Genomic DNA, 16522 nt, shown 5'->3' on the forward strand with positions numbered 1-16522 from the left:
GCGTTGGCGGTGGCCGAGAATAAGCGCCGATATCGACTCCATGCAACGCTCGGGCTCAAGGCCTGACGGGCGGCTGCCAGTCAGGCTCAGGAAGCGCAAAAGGCCGCTGTATTCAGGCCTGTTCGGTGGCGCGCACGACGAACCGTTTTTGCTCCAGCACGTCGGCCGAGAGCGCCGCGACGTCGGTGTAGAACTGCTCGTACCAGCGGCGCAGCTGATAGACCGGGCCATCACCGTCACACAGCAGCGGGTTGTCGACACGGGTCTTGCTGTGCCAGATGGTCACGTCTTCGTAGAAGGCTTCCTGGGCCTGTTGCACATAGGCCTTGGCCATCGCCTGATTCTGTTCTTCGCTCAGCCCCGGAATCTTTTTCACCAGCACGCCGTAGCGCAGGGTGAAGCTGTCGAGGTCGATCGGCACATGGCAGTTGAGCAGGATCGAATGGATCGGCTGGCCGTTCATCGCGCCGGTCATTTCGGTGATCTGGTAGGCCGGGCCGAAGTAGGTGGCCACGGTGCTCAACGCGCCGTCGCCGGACAAGCGCTCACTGCGGGCGCTCATGATCTGGGTGGCCAGGTGACCTTCGAAGACGTTGCTGAATTCCTCGACGGGGGCGCCATGCACCGTACCGAAGTGCGCCATGTCGGCGATGTTGTCGATCAATTCGCGGCAATTGGTGCCGATCTGCAGTTCGGCGACTTCCCACGCGGCCCACTCGTCACTGAAGCAGGCGTCAATGCGCGGGATGCGCTGCTCAGGGAGCGGCGGGTTGCCTTCCGGGTCATTCCAGACGAACAGCAACTGGTTTTCCTCCATGAGTGGCCAGCTCTTGAGCCGTGCCCGTGGCGGAATGCGTTTGGCGTAAGGAATGTCATCGCAGACACCATCGGCACCCCAGCGCCAGGCGTGGAACGGGCAGCGAATCGAGTTGCCTTCAACACAACCGGTACTGAGGTCGGCGCCCATGTGCGGGCAATAGCCATCCAGAATATGCAGCTCGCCGTCTTCGCCCTGAAAGGCCACCAGCCGGGTGCCGAACACCTCCAGGCGATGGGCCTTGCCGTCGCGGTATTGGGCGGCCAGACCCAGACAATGCCAGCCACGGGCGTAGCGGTCTTCCAGCAGTTTGGCTTCGATGCGGTGCAAGGTACTCATCTTATTATTCTCCCAGGGTTCACGGGCTTGGCGCCTGTCACGGATTCTGCCGCCCCTGTAGAAGCGGGCATCGTCTGAATGGACGATGGCCGGTTTACGCCCGCCCGCTCTACTGACGCCATTGGACCCAGTGCAGGAGTTGGCGATGAGCAATGAACAAGGGCCGGTCGCGGTGATTACCGGGGCCGCCAGTGGTATTGGCCGGGGTTTGGCCGAGCATGCGGCAAGACTGGGGATGCGCCTGGTGCTGGCCGATCTCGATGGGCCGGGGTTGCAAGCGCTGTGCGATGAACTCCAGACGGGCGGTACGCAGGCGATTGCTTGCGTCACGGATGTTGGCGATCTGGCGCAAGTCGAGCGCTTGCGCGACATCGCCCTCGAACACTTTGGCGGGGTTGATCTGCTGTTCAACAACGCCGGAGTGATGCAGACCGGCTACAGCTGGGAAATCACTGCGCAGCAATGGCAACGAATGCTCAACGTCAACCTCAGCGGTGTGATCAATGGCATTCGCAGTTTCGTGCCGCTGTTTTTGCGCCAGGGGCGGGCGGCCCATGTGATCAACACGGCGTCCCTCGCGGGCTTGCTCAGCAGCCCGTTGATGGCGCCTTACAACGTGACCAAGCAGGCCGTGGTCGCACTCTCGGAAACCCTGCACTACGAATTGAGCATGCTCGGTGCGCCGGTATCGGTCTCGGTGGTGTGTCCCGGGCCGGTGGCCAGCGAAATCATGGCGTCGAATCAAGTGGTGGGCACGGCCGGTTCGTCATTCAGTCAATTGCTTGATAGCAGCATCCGCCAAGGCATGACGCCGAGCGAGCTGGCGGAGCAGGTGTTCGCCGCCATCGCCGAAAAACGCTTCTGGATCTTCCCTCACAAAGGTTTCAAACCGGCGCTGGAGCGACGTGTGCAAAGCATCCTGGAAGAAACCAATCCGCAGTTTCAAATGACTGATGTAGGGGGAGATGCCCATGCCGCTCGATAAGCAGATCGCCGCAGTGCTCCAGCAGTTTCGCGACCTGCCGGAGCCCGATTTCAGCCAGCTCGATGCCGGGCAATATCGGCAGTTTTCCGACAACCTGCTGCCCGCCATCCCCGGCGACCCGATGATCGAAGTGCGTCACCTGCGGGTCGCAGGCGCGGCGGGCGAGCTGGATGCGCGGCTGTATCGGCCACTGGAGCAGGACAACCTGCCGCTGCTGGTGTTCTTCCACGGAGGCGGTTTTGTCATGGGCAACCTCGACACCCATGACAACCTCTGCCGTTCACTCGCCAGCCTGACGGAGGCGGTGGTGGTGTCGGTTGCCTACCGACTGGCGCCGGAAAACCATTTCCCGGCGGCACCACTCGATTGTTATGCGGCCACCTGCTGGCTGGTGGAGCATGCGTCTGAACTGGGCGTCGATGGCCGCCGACTGGGCTTGGCCGGGGACAGCGCCGGGGGCAACCTGGCGCTCGCCGTGAGTCGGCTGGCGGCGCAACGCCAGGGGCCGAAGGTTAGTTACCAGTGCCTGTTTTACCCGGTCACCGATGCACGCTGCGACAGTCAGTCTTATGAGGATTTTGCCGAGGGCTATTTCCTCACCGGTGCAATGATGTACTGGTTTTGGCAGCAGTACCTGCAGGATGCCGATCAGGGGGATGATCCCTTGGCCTCGCCGTTACGCGCCGACCGATTGGCGGACTTGCCGCCGACCACCCTGATCAGCGCCGAGTTTGATCCGCTGCGCGACGAAGGCGAGGCGTTTGCCTTGCGCCTGCGAGAAGCCGGCGTGTCGGTACGCGTGCAGCGCTGCGAGGGCATGATTCACGGATTTATCAGCATGGCGCCGTTTGTCGAGCGCGCTGCGCAAGCCTTGTCCGATGCCGCGGCAGACCTGCGCAGGGCGCTATCTGGAGCGAACACATAACCTGTGGGAGTGAGCCTGTCGCGAAAGCGGAGTTACCCGCGACGTAGATGTTGATTGTGCCGGCCCCTTCGCGAGCAGGCTCGCTCCCACAAGGGATTTAGGGTGTTCACAGGCTTGTGTTTACCGACGATCAACTGTGGGAGTGAGCCTGCTCGCGAAAGCGGAGTTACCCGCGACGTAGATGTTGAATGTGCCGGCCCCTTCGCGAGCAAGCCCGCTCCCACAAGGGATTTAGGGTGTTCACAGGCTGTGTGTTTACCGACGATCAACTGTGGGAGCGGGCTTGCTCGCGAAAGCGGAGTTACGAGCGACGTAGATGTTGAATGTGCCGGCGTCTTCGCGGGCAAGCCTCGCTCCCACAGGTTTTGCGGTGTCTCAAGGTTTAACGTCTCGCAACATTTCCTTCGCCTGATCCTGCACCGCAACCGGTGCGCTCATGTTGCCGTCGATCACGGTGATCACCGCGTGCCCCTGCCACAACTGATATGCATCGGCCTGTTGCTGGGCGGCCGTCGGTGTCGGCGGGGCGACCAGGTTGACGTGAACCACGCCGTCGGCGCCGCGCTGGGAGGTGAAGTTCACCCGGTCCCAATTGCCGATCGGGGCAAAACTCACGCCTTTGACCTCACTGGCGGCCAGCGCCGGGTAATTGATATTCAACCCGCTGACACCCGGCAAACCGAGCACATTCAATTCGCAGTCGAGGTTGTTTTTTCCGCAGGCCTGTTTGGCTTGAGCTCCCACCAGGCTTGCCTGCTCGATGACCTTCACCGCAAACCGGGCGGTGTCGTCCATGGCGCCGAGGGTTTTGCGGTAGCCGGCCTGTTGGTCGCGGATGATCAGGTCCATGTCGATGGCCGTTGACACCGCCACCGCCGGAATGCCCTTGAACATCGCGCGGACCGCTGCGTTCAAGGTGCCGGACATTTGCGTCAGCGGGCCGACGTTTTCACCAAAATTACTGCCCGACACCACCAGGTCTGGCGGATTGCCTTTGAGCAGCACGTCCAGGCCAACATTGACTGCATCCACCGGGGTGCCGATGGCGGAGGTCTTGCCCGTGGGCGGGGTGTAGCCCTCGGGTGGGCCGACGCAGAACTTGCCCGGCGCCAGTTCGGTCACCGCCAGGGCCTGGCCGGGCACGACCACGCTGGCGGCGCTGATGCCGCTGCTGTCGTTCAACGGGCCAACCAGCGTGACCTTGTGCCCGGCGGCGGTGAGGGCGCGGTACATCGCATCGATCCCGGGGGCACGGCAGCCATCGTCGTTGGTCAGCAGAATGTTCAAAGCGTTGGCCTGCATCGACAGACCGACGCTGGCCAGGGCGAGAGTGCCAACAAGCAGTTTGTTCATGGGAGAGTCTTCCGTGAAAGGATGGTTTTGAAAAAGCACAACGCCCCGACCGAATAAATCGGTCGGGGCGCGGAGGGGTTAGCGAGTGCCGAGTTTGCGCAGGTTGCCGGGGGTGAATTCGTCGTCAGTAAAAGCAGTGGCATTCAGCTTCGCCGGTTTTTGATCGACCAGCATGCGGTCCACCAGATACGAACCGGCGATCAGGTCGTGGTAGATCCCGAGGCGAGCGTGGTAGCGCTGCATCTCATAGGCGTAGATCGAGGTCTGCATGTTGGTGCGCCACAGTTGCCCACGGCTGTCGTAGTTGTCGGCGAGGGTGGCGGCCCAGGTGTCCTCGTCCAGGTACATCACGCGCTTGGCGTACACGTGGCGCGCGCCTTCCTTGAGGGTGGCTTGCAGTACCCAGACGCGGTGCTTCTCATAGCGCATGTACTGCGGATCAACGTGGCCGGTGGTGGCCAGAATCTGGTCCGAGGTCACGCTCGGGTCGTCGATCTTGTAGTTGTGGTACGGGATGTAGATTTCTTTCTTGCCGACGATGGTCCAGTTGTAGCGATCCGGCGCACCGTTGAACAAACGGTCCTCGTCGTAGACCCGGAAGCCACCGGCCCCGGTCGGCGAGTCATAACCTACTGTCGGCGCACGACGGACCCGACGTTGTCCCGGGCTGTACTGCCAGGCCTGACGCGGCGACGCGGTGGGGTTGATGAACTCGTGACCGACGACGATCTCGCCTTTCTTGCGCACCGGTTCCAGCGTGGTGATCAAGAAGTTGGTAAGAATCCCGTTGGCGCTGTCCAGGGTTTTGTCCGGGCTGGACCAGATCGAGTAGATCTTGTAATTGACCTCTTCCAGTACCCGTTCCTTGTTGGAGTAGACCACCGCTTGTTGGTAGTTGGCCTCTTCGGTATTGGCGCGCCCGGCGAGGGTGTGGTTGAACATCAGCTCGCTGCCGTTTTTCGGAATCGGAAACGGTGAAGCGGCCCAGGCGTTTTGCGTGTCGTTGTTGTCGTTGGACAGTTCGGCGGTGACCGCGTTTTTTTTCACGGCCTCTTCCAGGCGCTGATCGAAACGGAAGTCCCGATGGCTCGGGTACACCGGAATGTTGAACGTATCGGGGTAGCGTTTCAGCAGCGCTTTCTGGCCATCGGTCAGGTTGTCGGCGTACTTGTCCATGTTCTTGGCATTGATTACGAACAACGGCTTTTCGGCCGCGTACGGGTCCGGGTACGGCGAACCGGGGCCAGCGTATTTGAGCTGCGGTGGCAGGCCGCGCCATTTACCGGTCCAGGCCGGGATGCTGCCGTCGGCGTTGCCGGCTTTTTCGGCGCCCATCGGGGTCAGGTCCTGACCCAGGCGTGCGGCTTCTTCGTTGCTGATTTTGGCCTGAACCAGGCCGCTGCCAAGCAGGCTGACGGCCAACGCCGTGCCCAACAATGTGTGGGTGAATCTAGACATGCTGTGCTCCTCCATCAGGGGAATCAGAACCGGTACTTGAAGTTGAGCGCGACGTTGTCGCGGTCGGCCAACGGGCTGTTGTTGGCGTTGCCGAGGTAGGCGTTGTAACGGGCTTCGACGGTGAAGTTGCCGAGGTAACGCCACGAACTGCCGATACTGGCGCGGTTGTCGTTTTGGCCAGAGTTGATGGAACCCACCAACGAGCTGTCACCGTGTGCGGCGGCGCTGAAGGTGACTGGCACCGACATGTCCCAACCGCTGAACACGTCGTTGTAGTCAAAGTTCGCTTGCACCGTATAACCCCAGGCATCGCGGTCGTAGACCAGGCTGTCAGTGCCCGGCAGCGAGAAGCCGGGGGCCAGGTTTACTGGGGCGGACTTGTCGTTACTGAGCACGGTGTTGTAGACCAGCTCACCCGTCAGGGTGGTGTTATCGGCAAATGAAGTCGGGCCGACCACGTAAATCATCGACGTCTGCGCCTGCAGGGTTTTGCCACGCAAGGGGCTGGAGAAACCGTTGTCGACCATCACCGGCGAACCGTCGCGGTAGCTGACTTCACCGGCCCAACTCACGCTGCCCAGTACGGTGGCGAAACTCGCGCCGAACAGGTCGATGTTGTCGAAGTAGCGCACCCGGTAGTGCCCCAGGTCGGTCTGGAAATCCAGCGACGGGGTCTTGTCGTGGTAGCGCGAGTAGTAGAGGCCGAACTCGGTGTTGTTCAGCGACGCGGCGGCGTAGGTAAACGCCACACCGTACTGGCCGCTGTCGCTCGGCTTGTCGTCACCCAGGCGTGTCAGGAAACCGCTGGCGTCGTTGAAACCACCTTCGTCAATGAAGTCGGTGGTGGAAAAGTAGCTCCCCACGCCGAACAGCTCGGTCTTCTCCCATTTGTATTGGTAGTAGGCCTGGATATCGAGGCTGTCGGTCAGGCTGAACTGGGTGAACAGTTGGCCGACCGGCAACAGGATCTCCTTGACCTCGACGCCCGGCGTGGTCGCCTTGGTCGCATCCACCGGGCTCTGGGCGGCGGAAATGCCGGGGTAGAACAGGCTTTCACCCCAGCTCACCACCTGATTACCCAGCCGTGCGTTGAGGGCGTGGCCGCCCATGTCCCAGGTGCCATACGCGTAGTAATCGAGCATGCGCAGTTCATTGCGATGCTGATCGATGGTGTCCTGGGAGAACCGGTCGGGACGGTTGCAATGACCGCCGGCGAAGCAGTTCGAGGTGTCTGTGTCGTTGTCGTTGCCCCGATCGTAAACGTTGTCGTAGAAGCCCGTCCCCCGCAGGAACACGCCGTAGTCCTCACGCCATTTGATGTTGGCCTCGGTGAGAAAACCGCTGCGGTTGTTGATCAGGCTGCCTTTGTCGAACGCGTTGTCGCCATCGTTGCCGTTGGCATTGGCCGTCAGCTTGTGATCGCGAGACTCGGTCCGCCAGGCCAGGCTGTACGTCAGCGTGGTGTCCCAGTCGACGCTCAAATCCTCGTTCGGCTGGAAACTCATGGCGCTGGCTTGACTGCCCAGTCCACTGGCCAGCAAGAGCATGGCCAGCTGTACGCGAGGGTGCAGCGATTGTGGGGCGATTATTGTTTTTATCATGTCGTCCTCATGCCCAGGTCAGACCTGCCCGACCTGCATTTCAGGGGGGTGATTGGTGCTGTGGGCGACTATGGAGTCAGCTTTGTGGCGCAACATCGTCCAAGCGGACTAAGCGATTTGCACGGGGCTGGGGCGCCCATCGCCTTAGTCCCATCGGACGATGACCGTTCAGGGCTCGCGGCGAACAATCCCGAGACCGACTGCACCGGGCGAAGATCTGGCGGCGGCGGTTTTTGCCTGATGGGCGCTGAGCAAAGGTGATCGCATGAATGCTGCCGGGATCAAATGGGATGAGTGCTGCGATGTACTGGTGATTGGCTCCGGAGCGGGGGGAATGACTGCGGCGCTGCGTGCCCACGATCTGGGGCTCAATGCGCTATTGATCGAGAAGAGCGCCGAATACGGCGGCACCTCGGCGGTGTCTGGCGGCGGTATCTGGATACCGGACAACCACCGGATCAAAGCCCTTGGCGGCAGTGATTCGGCGGAAGAAGCGATCGCCTATATCCGTGCGGTGACCCATGGCGAGATCGATGACGGGCGTATCGAGGCTTACGTCGAACACGGCCGCGAGATGGTCGAATACCTTGAACAACAGACCCGCGTGCGCTTCGAGGCGCAACCCGCTTATGCCGATTACTACCCGGAAGTCGAAGGCGGAAAACCGGGTTACCGCTCCATGGACCCACAACCGTTTGATGCTGCCGAACTGGGTGAGGAATTTCTGCGCATGCGTGCGCCATCCCCCGGAACACTGATGATGGGACGCATGGCGATGACCATGAAAGAGGCGCAGGTGCTGTTGTGCCGTGGCCCTGGCTGGTTGCGATTGACGCTGCGGGTGATGTGGCGTTACTGGCGTGACCGCGAGGGGCGGCGGTTGTCACGCCGCGACCGCTTCCTGACCCTGGGCAATGCCTTGATCGGTGCCTTGCGCTGTTCGTTGCAGGACCGCGGCAAGTCCCTTTGGCTGAACTGTGCACTGGAAGAACTGCTGCTTGTTGGTGATCGGGTTGGCGGCGCTCGCGTCTGTCGCGACGGGCAGTTACTCAACGTCAAGGCACGCTACGGCGTGATCATCGCGGCCGGTGGTTTCGAGCGTAATCAGGCGATGCGTAAGCTGTATCTGCCGCAGCCGTCCCAGGCCAACTGGAGTGCCACACCGCCGCACAATACCGGTGACGGTATTCGCGCCGGTCAGGCAATCGGTGCTCGCACCGCGCTGATGGACCATAGCTGGTGGGCGCCGACCACTCATGTCCAGGGCGAAGAAAAACAGCGTGCACTGTTCGTCGAGCGGACCTTGCCGGGCTGCGTGCTGGTCAACTCTGCCGGCGAGCGTTTCGTCAACGAAGCCGCGCCCTATACCGATATCGTTTACGCGATGTATGCCAACAATCGCGAAGGCGCGGTGAGTGTGCCGTGCTGGATGGTGTTCGACGCCGAATTTCGCCGCAAGTACCCCTGCGGCGCGTTACTGCCAGGCTACGCGCAGCCCGATTGGCAGCTGCCCGAGCATCTGCGCGAGTACTTTTACAAGGCTGCGAGTTTGCAGGCGCTGGCAGAAAAAATTGGCGTCGACGGTGCCGGTCTGGCCCGTACGGTGCAGCGTTTCAACGGCATGGCCGTGCAGGGTGTCGACGCAGATTTCCATAAAGGTGAATCGCTGTTCGATCGCTACTACGGTGACCCGAATGTGCAGCCCAATCCTTGCCTGGCACCGTTGCTCAAAGGTCCGTTCTACGCCGTGCGCATTGATGCCGGGGATATCGGCACCAAGGGTGGTTTGCTGACCGATGTTCACGCCCGCGTATTGCATGAGGACGGGCAACCCATCAACGGTTTGTATGCCATCGGCAACAGTGCCGCTTCGATGATGGGGCGCACGTACCCGGGCGCCGGTTCGACCATCGGCCCGGCAATGACCTTCGGTTACGTGGCGGCCAATCACATCAAGTGTCAGAGCGAGACCAGCTCGGCCAAAAGCCTGTTCAGGAGCGTCGAATGAATCAGCCACTTAAACAAGTTGCCGTCGTGACGGGCGCCAGTCGCGGGGTTGGTCAGGGCATCGCCCTGGCCCTTGGCGCTGCGGGCATGACGGTGTTCGTCACCGGACGTGCGCCGGAGCACGGTGGATCGAATGTGTATGGGCATGCATTGCGCGGCTCACTCAAGGACACGGCTGCCGCGATTACTGCGGCAGGTGGGCGGGGTATCGCGGTGGTCTGCGATCATGCCGATGATGCGCAAGTCCAGGCACTGTTCGCTCGGGTTGAAAAGGAATGCGGCCAACTGGATTTGCTGGTGAACAATGCCGCGTTCATTCATGACCAGTTGATCGAGCCGGGTCCTTTCTGGGAGAAACCGCTGGACCTGGTACGGATCCTCGACGTTGGTCTGCGTTCGGCTTATATCGCCAGTTATCACGCCGCGCCGTTGTTGCTGCGCAGCGGTCGAGGGCTGATCTGTTTCACCTCGTCATTCGGTGCCGGGTGTTACATGCATGGCCCCGCGTACGGTGCGCAAAAGGCGGGTTGCGACAAACTGGCGGCTGACATGGCCATCGACTTCGAGGGGCGGGGCGTGGCGGCGTTATCGCTATGGCTCGGCCCGCAACTGACCGAACGCACCCGGATAGCCGGCGAGCAACATGGCGAGCAATACAAGGCCTTTCTGGCGGATGCCGAAACCCCGCAATTCAATGGCCGGGTGATTCACGCATTGCTCAATGACCCGCAGTTGATGACGTTCTCCGGGCAGACATTAATCACCGCCGAAATAGCCGCCGGTTACGGCATCAGCGAAGCCGGCGGCCGTCAGCCACCTTCCCACCGCGCCATGCTCGGCGACCCGCGCCAGCAGCATCCGGCACGGGTGGTCTAGCCCACATTCGGCAGGTCAAACACAAAACCCTGTGGGAGCGAGCTTGCTCCGGGCGGCGTTCCGACGATGAGGCCATCACATTCAACATCTATGTTGACTGTCAGACCGCTATCGCGAGCAAGCTCGCTCCCACAGGGATTGCGTTTAATTGACTGGCAGCAATGCCCACTCACGCAACACATTCTTGGTCACTTTGCCCGCTGCGTTGAGCGGCATGCTCTCAAGCACCCGCACCCGTCGCGGGACTTTGTAGTTGGCCATCTGCTCGCGGCACCAGGCGAGGAATCGGGCCTGCTCGATCTCCATGCCCGGCGCTGGCAGCAGGAAGGCCATTGCCACTTCACCAAGACGTTCATCGGGGATGCCGATCACCGCGACCTGGGCCACGCCCGGGTAGGTCAGCAAACAGTGTTCAATCTCCGCCGGGTACACGTTGAAACCGCCAGTGATGAACATGTCCTTGAGGCGGTCGGTGATGCGCAGGTAACCCTGTTCGTCGAGCACGCCGATGTCCCCGGTGTGCAACCAGCCGTCGGCATCGAGGACTTCCCGGCTGGCCTGCGGATCATTGAAATAACCCTGCATCAGGTTGTAGCCGCGTACCTGAACCTCGCCGGGAACGTTGGCCGGCTGGCTGCGACCGGTGCTGCCAACGCAGCGGATTTCCACGCCAGGCATGGCCCGGCCACTGGTGTTGGCGACCAATTCCGGCGAATCACCAGGACGGCAGATCGTCGCAAAACCGCAGACTTCGGTAAGTCCATAAGCGGTGACGATGGTGGCAAACCCCAGTTCGTCACGCATGCGCTGGATCATCTCCACCGGAATCGCCGCGGCCCCCGTCACCGCTATCCGCAATGACGACAGGTCAAATTCGCTGCGTTGCGGATGGGCAAGCAATGACTGATAGAGGGTCGGCGGGCCGGGCAGCACGGTGATCCGTTCGCGCTCGACGCATTCAAGCACCGCCTGCACATCGAATACCTGCTGCGGCACGATGGTGCAGCCGCGCATCAGCGCCGCCAGCCAACCGGCCTTGTAGCCGAAGGAATGGAAGAACGGATTGACGATCAGGTAACGATCGCCCTCACGCAAACCCACCACCTCGCTCCAGTCGCGTATCACCCGCAGGTTTTGTCTGTGGTTGGTCATAACGCCTTTGGGCTTGCCGGTGGTGCCTGAAGTGAACAGCAGGTCAGACAGCGCTTGCGGGCCAAAGCTTTGTTCGCGGGTTCGCAGGGACAATTGCGAAACGTCGGCGGCCAGATCGAGAAAATCTTGCCACCCCAGCGTGCCCGACCCACCGCTGCGCAAGGTGACGATCTGGCGCAGCGCCGGCAGATCTTCAGACGCCAGCATGCGCGGGTAATCGGCACCCAGAAATTCACCGATGGCAAACAGCACGCAAGCGCCACTTTCACGCAGGATGTAACCCGCCTCGCTGCCTTTCATGCGGGTGTTGAGTGGCACCAGTGCTGCGCCGACACTTTGTAGCGCGCCGGCGGCCACGATCCATTCCCACATATTAGGCGCCCAGATCGCCACCCGATCCCCGGTTTGAACGTTCATTGCCAGCAGCGCGCGGGCGGCTTGGCGGCGCAACTGGTCGAGTTCTCGGTAGCTGATCGAACGCCCGTCATCCTCGATGGCCGGGCGGTCGCCGTAGGCCTGGGCAGCGTTGGCGAACAGTTGGGCGATGGTCAGTGCGTTTGCGACAGGCGGCATGGGGCCTCCTCGGCTAGAGGACAAGTGCGAAAAGGGGAGTGGCCGGGCAGGGTGCCCGGCCGGATAGACGTTACGCGGCGGGCGGGGCGAAGCGGCGACCGGCGGAGAAACCACCGTCCACGGCGATCATCTGACCGCTGACAAAGGACGCTTCGTCTGAAGCCAGGAACAGCGCGACGCTGGCCACTTCTTCCGGTTGCCCGGAGCGGTTGAGCATGTGCTGCGAGGCGAAGAAGGCGTGGAAGGCTTCCTGCTCGCGGACCATGCTGGTCATCGGCGTTTCGATCAGGCCGGGGCACAAGCCGTTGACGCGGATATTGGCGTAGCCGTAATCAATGGCCATCGAGCGCGTCAGCTGGTTGATGCCGCCCTTGGAGACGTTGTAAGCAACGTTGCCGTCGCAGCCTTGCAGGCCGAAGATCGAGCCGATGTTGATGATCGAACCGCCGCGTTGCGACACCATCGATTCCAGCGCGTATTTGCTGGTGAGCATGCTGCCCGTCAGGTTGATGTCCATCACCCGTTGCCAGTTGGCGGTGGTGGTCTGGGTCACGCTGCCCTGATCGGCAACGCCGGCCGCGTTGACCAGCACGTCGATGCGCCCGAAGTGAGCGATGACTTCTTGCATGACCTGCTGGACCTGCGCTTCGTCGCGCACATCGAGGGTCATGAACAGGCCAGGGAAATCCGCCGGTGCGGTGCCTATGTCCAGCCCGACCACTTGCGCGCCTTCAGCGGCGAAGCGGCGCACACAGGCCAGACCGATCCCTGAAGCGCCGCCGGTAACCACCGCGACCTTGTTCTGCAAACGAGCCATAACTGCACCTCTTTTATTGTTGTGGGCTAATGCTGTGGCCGAGTCTAACCGCAGACCCGGCCAAGGTGATCGTCCGTTGAGACTATGGCTGACGGACGTTCAATCCGGGAATTTCAACCGTACCCGGGCGCCGGTTGGACGGCTCTGGCAGGCCAGCGTCCAGCCTTCGGCCAACTCTTTGGGGCTGAGCACATCGTTGCGTGCCAGCTGGATCTCACCTTCCTGGACGACGCACATGCAGGCCCCGCAAAAACCTTCTTCGCAAGAAGAGGGCACGTCCAGGCCTGCCGCTTTGCAACTCTGCAGCAGGGTGTCGCCGGGGCGGCAGGCAATTTCGTGTTGCTGACCATCGAGCTCGACAATCAACGCCTCACACAGTGATCCGAGGGCCGCCAGACGGGCCAAGGTATCTTCGGCGAGTAGTTCGTCGGGATCCGGAGGCGAGACAAAGCGCTCGACATGGATGCGTTCGGCGGCTTCGCCCTGTTCCAGCAGCGTGCGCTCCACGGTGTCCATGAACGGCCCCGGTCCGCAGATGAAGTAATCACCGCCAGCCGAACCTTGCAGCAGATGACGCACCTGGGCGTCGGTCAGGAAACCCTGAACCGAGTCGAGGACGTGCACCACGTGCAGTTGATCAGGATGCGCCTTGATCAACTGACGCAGCTCATCCTTGAAAATCACCGAGGCTTCATCGCGGTTGGCGTAGACCAAGTTGATCGGCCGCCGGCTGCTGTGCAGCACTGATTTCAGGATCGAAAACACCGGGGTGATGCCCGATCCTCCGCCGAACAGCACCAGCGGTCTGTCAACCGATTGCTCCTCGTTCAGGCAGAAATGCCCGGCTGGCGGCAACACCTCCAGCCAGTCACCGACCTGTACCTCGTTCATCCAGTTCGACACCCGGCCGCCCTCGACCCGTTTGACCGTGACCTTGGGCAGCGCATCCGACAGCGGCGAGCTGGCCATGGAGTAACAGCGGGTCAACAGCTTGCCGGCGCAAGGCACGCGAAAACTCAGGAACTGGCCCGGTTTGTAACGAAAGCGCTCACGCAAGGTTGGCGGTATATCCAGCACCAGCGAGCGCGCATCAAAGGTCTCGTCGATCACCGCGCACACTTGCAATGAGTAGCTTCCCGTCGCTGATTCGGCCGGTGTCAGGTTCTGCTGTTGCGTGCCCATGTTCACCTCGGCCTCAGAGCCCGCTGATCAATTGGGCGTTGTCGACGCGGATCTCGGCACCGTTGACGAAACGTGACTCGTCAGTGGCGAGGAACAGCACCACATTGGCAATGTCCCGGGGCGCGCACATGCGGTTCATCGGGTCTTGGTCGAGGGCTTCCTGAGGGATCGGCTGGCCGCCGGTCAAGGCCTGGGTCATCGGCGTGTTGACGCCATCCGGGTGCACGCTGTTGCAGCGAATGCGGTAGCCCTGTTGCTTGCAGTGCAAGGCAATCGAGCGAGTCATTGCCGCCACCGCGCCTTTGGACGCCGAGTAGGCACAGAACATCGGCATCGCGCCCAGCGCGGCCACCGACGACATATTGATGATCGAGCCGCCGCCGGTTTCCTTCATGGCCTGGATCGCGTATTTGCAGCCGAGAAAGTAACCGTCTCCATTGATTTTCTGCACCTTCTGCCACAGTTCCAGCGTGGTGTCCTCGATGCTGCCCAAGGCCAGAATCGCAGCGTTGTTCACCAGCACGTCGAGGCGCCCGAAGTGTTCCAGGGTGGTTTTGATCACTTGTTGCCAGTCGCTTTCGCTGGCGATGTCATGGCGAATGAACAGCGCATTGCTGCCGATTTCCGCGGCGACCTGGCGTCCGGCTTCTTCGTTGAGATCGGTCAGCACCACTTTGGCACCTTCACGGGCCAGCAGCAGGGCGTCTTCGCGACCGATGCCGCTGGCGGCGCCGGTGATGATGCAGACTTTGCCTTCTACACGTTGCATTGTTGTTCTCCTGAGCGTGTGGTTTGAAGTGCGACTTGATCGGCCAGATGGGCAGCGGCCCGGCGACCGGAATAGATGCAATCGGCCAGCGACAGGCCGGAGACATAAAGGTTGGAAGCGACCCCGACTGCATTGCGGCCGGCGCTGTACAGACCACGGATCGGCTGACCGGCGTGGTCCAGCACCTGACCGCTGTGCTCGCAGACTTTCAGCCCGCCAAGGGTGATGACCGGGCAGGGAAACAGGCGGCTGGCGAAGGACAGATCGAGGGCGTACCACGGCCCCTGGTCCATGTCGGCGAGCATGGCTTGCGACTTGCCGAACGTATCAACGACTTCGCCCCGCGCGGCGCGGCTATAGGTTTCCACGCTCTGTCGCAGGGCCTCGACGGGTAATCCGCAACGCTTGGCCAGCTTCGTCAAGCTGTTGCTGCGCCGGGCGTTGAACAGCAAATTGAGCAGCACCGGCAGGCGCTGGAATTGCCAGACCTTGCCCGGCCCGACCTGACGTAGCGCCTCGCGCACCAGCGCCCGGTCGAGAATCAGAATCGCGCGACCGTCCTGTTCTTCGACCATCGCGTGGCCGAGGGTCGCACCGTAGATTTCTTCGTTGGCGTAACGCTGACCCCGAGCATTGACGATCAGCCCTCGGGCCCAGGCCAGCGGTGGATTGATAAAGCGCCAGGCGCTGACCTTGTCCATCCGTGCCACGCTGCCACCGGCGCTCTGGCCAAGGGCGATTCCACTGCCGTTACAGCCAGTGGTCCCCAGCGGCAAACCGGCCAGATACTGCGGCGCATGCTGGCGGACCCACCCGCGATTGAAGATAAAGCCGCCGCTGCTCAACAACACACCCTGTTCGGCGCGAATCAGCTGGCGTTCGGCACTGGTTTGTTCGATGCGTCGCAAGCGAGCGCGCAAACGGTCGGCCAATGCCGGGGCGTACATGTGGATGGCGCTGGCCCAACGTGACAGCCGGGCATGTTGACGGGCTGCGTGGCTACCAGGCGGCAGGTGCCAGGCTTCGACCCCCAACACGTGATCGTTGGTGTCGAGCACCAGCCGGCGCACTTCGCACTGGCTGCGCAGGCGCGCACCGTGACGCAAGGCGCTGGCCTTGAGCGGGGCAAACAGGCTGGCGCCGGACATGCCGGGGCCTTTGGTGCGGTGACCGCGAGGTGCCGGTTTGGCAATGGCGGCATAGGCCGGCACGGCTTCGTTGCCGGAGTAATAAAGGTAGTACTGGTCGCTTGGGTACGAGGTTTTTTGCGGCGGCACGCTGGATTCGAAGGCGACACCCTGACGCTCAAGCCAGGCCAGTTGCTCACAGCTGCCTTCGCAGAAGTCCCGCAAAGTTTGGCTGCTGACGGCCTCGCCGACTTCCCGGTGCAGGTAGTTGAACATCGCTTCGCTGCTGTCTTCATAGCCGGCCTGGCGCTGATATGGTGTGCCGCCGCCGGCATACACCACTCCGCCACTGAGCGCGGTGGCGCCGCCACCTTCAAAGCGGTCCAGCGCCAGCACCGCCAATCCGCGACTGGCCGCTTCGATGGCGGCACAGGCGCCGGCGCCGCCAAAACCGACCACCAGCAAGTCGCAGCGATCATCCCATTGCAGTTGGTCGGCGCTGCTCACTCGCAATGCCGTCAACCCTTGTATGCCGTCCATA

Annotated in this window: 13 protein-coding genes; 4 read left to right on the forward strand and 9 right to left on the reverse strand. The window is 61.9% G+C overall.

The features are described from left to right. Window positions 1-112: 112 nt before the first annotated feature. Entirely contained in the window at window positions 113-1156 is a 1044-nt protein-coding gene (locus ACYZTZ_RS08130; RefSeq protein WP_461997770.1) for a Rieske 2Fe-2S domain-containing protein, read from the reverse strand. 145 nt (window positions 1157-1301) lie between these two features. On the opposite strand from ACYZTZ_RS08130, the gene ACYZTZ_RS08135 reads away from it, so the two are divergent. Then, on the forward strand, window positions 1302-2141 hold the full coding sequence (locus ACYZTZ_RS08135) for an SDR family NAD(P)-dependent oxidoreductase (protein ID WP_461997771.1): 840 nt from the start codon (window positions 1302-1304) through the stop codon (window positions 2139-2141). Next, a complete protein-coding gene (locus ACYZTZ_RS08140; RefSeq protein ID WP_461997772.1) occupies window positions 2128-3066 on the forward strand; it encodes an alpha/beta hydrolase in 939 nt (312 codons plus the stop codon). The genes ACYZTZ_RS08135 and ACYZTZ_RS08140 overlap by 14 nt, the downstream gene beginning before the upstream one ends. Window positions 3067-3441: 375 nt before the next feature. Here ACYZTZ_RS08140 and ACYZTZ_RS08145 read toward each other — a convergent pair whose 3' ends face one another. The 3 genes from ACYZTZ_RS08145 to ACYZTZ_RS08155 all read right to left on the reverse strand — a co-directional run bounded on the left by ACYZTZ_RS08145 (window position 3442) and on the right by ACYZTZ_RS08155 (window position 7478). Further along, complete coding sequence (locus ACYZTZ_RS08145) at window positions 3442-4419, reverse strand: 5'/3'-nucleotidase SurE (RefSeq protein WP_461997773.1); 978 nt, start codon at window positions 4417-4419, stop codon at window positions 3442-3444. Window positions 4420-4497: 78 nt separating this feature from the next. Further along, entirely contained in the window at window positions 4498-5877 is a 1380-nt protein-coding gene (locus ACYZTZ_RS08150) for a DUF1329 domain-containing protein (protein ID WP_461997774.1), read from the reverse strand. 23 nt (window positions 5878-5900) lie between these two features. Continuing rightward, window positions 5901-7478 carry a DUF1302 domain-containing protein gene (locus tag ACYZTZ_RS08155; protein WP_461997775.1) on the reverse strand — a complete coding sequence of 526 codons (1578 nt, stop codon included), beginning with the start codon at window positions 7476-7478 and terminating at the stop codon, window positions 5901-5903. Between the two features lie 265 nt (window positions 7479-7743). On the opposite strand from ACYZTZ_RS08155, the gene ACYZTZ_RS08160 reads away from it, so the two are divergent. Continuing rightward, a complete protein-coding gene (locus tag ACYZTZ_RS08160; protein ID WP_461997776.1) occupies window positions 7744-9486 on the forward strand; it encodes an FAD-dependent oxidoreductase in 1743 nt (580 codons plus the stop codon). Next, window positions 9483-10361, forward strand: a complete 879-nt coding sequence (locus ACYZTZ_RS08165; protein WP_461997777.1) for an SDR family NAD(P)-dependent oxidoreductase — start codon at window positions 9483-9485, stop codon at window positions 10359-10361. The genes ACYZTZ_RS08160 and ACYZTZ_RS08165 overlap by 4 nt, the downstream gene beginning before the upstream one ends. 144 nt (window positions 10362-10505) lie before the next feature. Here the strand turns inward: ACYZTZ_RS08165 and ACYZTZ_RS08170 are convergent, their stop codons facing one another. The 5 genes from ACYZTZ_RS08170 to ACYZTZ_RS08190 all read right to left on the reverse strand — a co-directional run bounded on the left by ACYZTZ_RS08170 (window position 10506) and on the right by ACYZTZ_RS08190 (window position 16521). Continuing rightward, entirely contained in the window at window positions 10506-12086 is a 1581-nt protein-coding gene (locus ACYZTZ_RS08170) for a FadD3 family acyl-CoA ligase (protein ID WP_461997778.1), read from the reverse strand. A gap of 70 nt (window positions 12087-12156) precedes the next feature. Continuing rightward, window positions 12157-12903, reverse strand: a complete 747-nt coding sequence (locus tag ACYZTZ_RS08175; RefSeq protein ID WP_461997779.1) for an SDR family NAD(P)-dependent oxidoreductase — start codon at window positions 12901-12903, stop codon at window positions 12157-12159. Window positions 12904-13002: 99 nt separating this feature from the next. Further along, window positions 13003-14085 (reverse strand): 2Fe-2S iron-sulfur cluster-binding protein, encoded by a 1083-nt coding sequence (locus ACYZTZ_RS08180; RefSeq protein ID WP_461997780.1) that lies wholly within the window; start codon window positions 14083-14085, stop codon window positions 13003-13005. A gap of 13 nt (window positions 14086-14098) precedes the next feature. Next, window positions 14099-14854 (reverse strand): glucose 1-dehydrogenase, encoded by a 756-nt coding sequence (locus tag ACYZTZ_RS08185; RefSeq protein WP_046049827.1) that lies wholly within the window; start codon window positions 14852-14854, stop codon window positions 14099-14101. Further along, entirely contained in the window at window positions 14842-16521 is a 1680-nt protein-coding gene (locus ACYZTZ_RS08190; RefSeq protein ID WP_461997781.1) for an FAD-binding protein, read from the reverse strand. The genes ACYZTZ_RS08185 and ACYZTZ_RS08190 overlap by 13 nt, the downstream gene beginning before the upstream one ends. Between the last annotated feature and the right edge of the window lies 1 nt (window position 16522).

This window comes from Pseudomonas sp. LB3P58 (assembly GCF_054897895.1).

What these genes read in the sequence shown, in the direction of transcription:
- ACYZTZ_RS08130 (WP_461997770.1), bottom strand. Translation starts at nt 1,156, where the DNA reads ATGAGTACCTTGCACCGCATCGAAGCCAAACTGCTGGAAGACCGCTAC.
- ACYZTZ_RS08135 (WP_461997771.1), top strand. Translation starts at nt 1,302, where the DNA reads ATGAGCAATGAACAAGGGCCGGTCGCGGTGATTACCGGGGCCGCCAGT.
- ACYZTZ_RS08140 (WP_461997772.1), top strand. Translation starts at nt 2,128, where the DNA reads ATGCCGCTCGATAAGCAGATCGCCGCAGTGCTCCAGCAGTTTCGCGAC.
- ACYZTZ_RS08145 (WP_461997773.1), bottom strand. Translation starts at nt 4,419, where the DNA reads ATGAACAAACTGCTTGTTGGCACTCTCGCCCTGGCCAGCGTCGGTCTG.
- ACYZTZ_RS08150 (WP_461997774.1), bottom strand. Translation starts at nt 5,877, where the DNA reads ATGTCTAGATTCACCCACACATTGTTGGGCACGGCGTTGGCCGTCAGC.
- ACYZTZ_RS08155 (WP_461997775.1), bottom strand. Translation starts at nt 7,478, where the DNA reads ATGATAAAAACAATAATCGCCCCACAATCGCTGCACCCTCGCGTACAG.
- ACYZTZ_RS08160 (WP_461997776.1), top strand. Translation starts at nt 7,744, where the DNA reads ATGAATGCTGCCGGGATCAAATGGGATGAGTGCTGCGATGTACTGGTG.
- ACYZTZ_RS08165 (WP_461997777.1), top strand. Translation starts at nt 9,483, where the DNA reads ATGAATCAGCCACTTAAACAAGTTGCCGTCGTGACGGGCGCCAGTCGC.
- ACYZTZ_RS08170 (WP_461997778.1), bottom strand. Translation starts at nt 12,086, where the DNA reads ATGCCGCCTGTCGCAAACGCACTGACCATCGCCCAACTGTTCGCCAAC.
- ACYZTZ_RS08175 (WP_461997779.1), bottom strand. Translation starts at nt 12,903, where the DNA reads ATGGCTCGTTTGCAGAACAAGGTCGCGGTGGTTACCGGCGGCGCTTCA.
- ACYZTZ_RS08180 (WP_461997780.1), bottom strand. Translation starts at nt 14,085, where the DNA reads ATGGGCACGCAACAGCAGAACCTGACACCGGCCGAATCAGCGACGGGA.
- ACYZTZ_RS08185 (WP_046049827.1), bottom strand. Translation starts at nt 14,854, where the DNA reads ATGCAACGTGTAGAAGGCAAAGTCTGCATCATCACCGGCGCCGCCAGC.
- ACYZTZ_RS08190 (WP_461997781.1), bottom strand. Translation starts at nt 16,521, where the DNA reads ATGGACGGCATACAAGGGTTGACGGCATTGCGAGTGAGCAGCGCCGAC.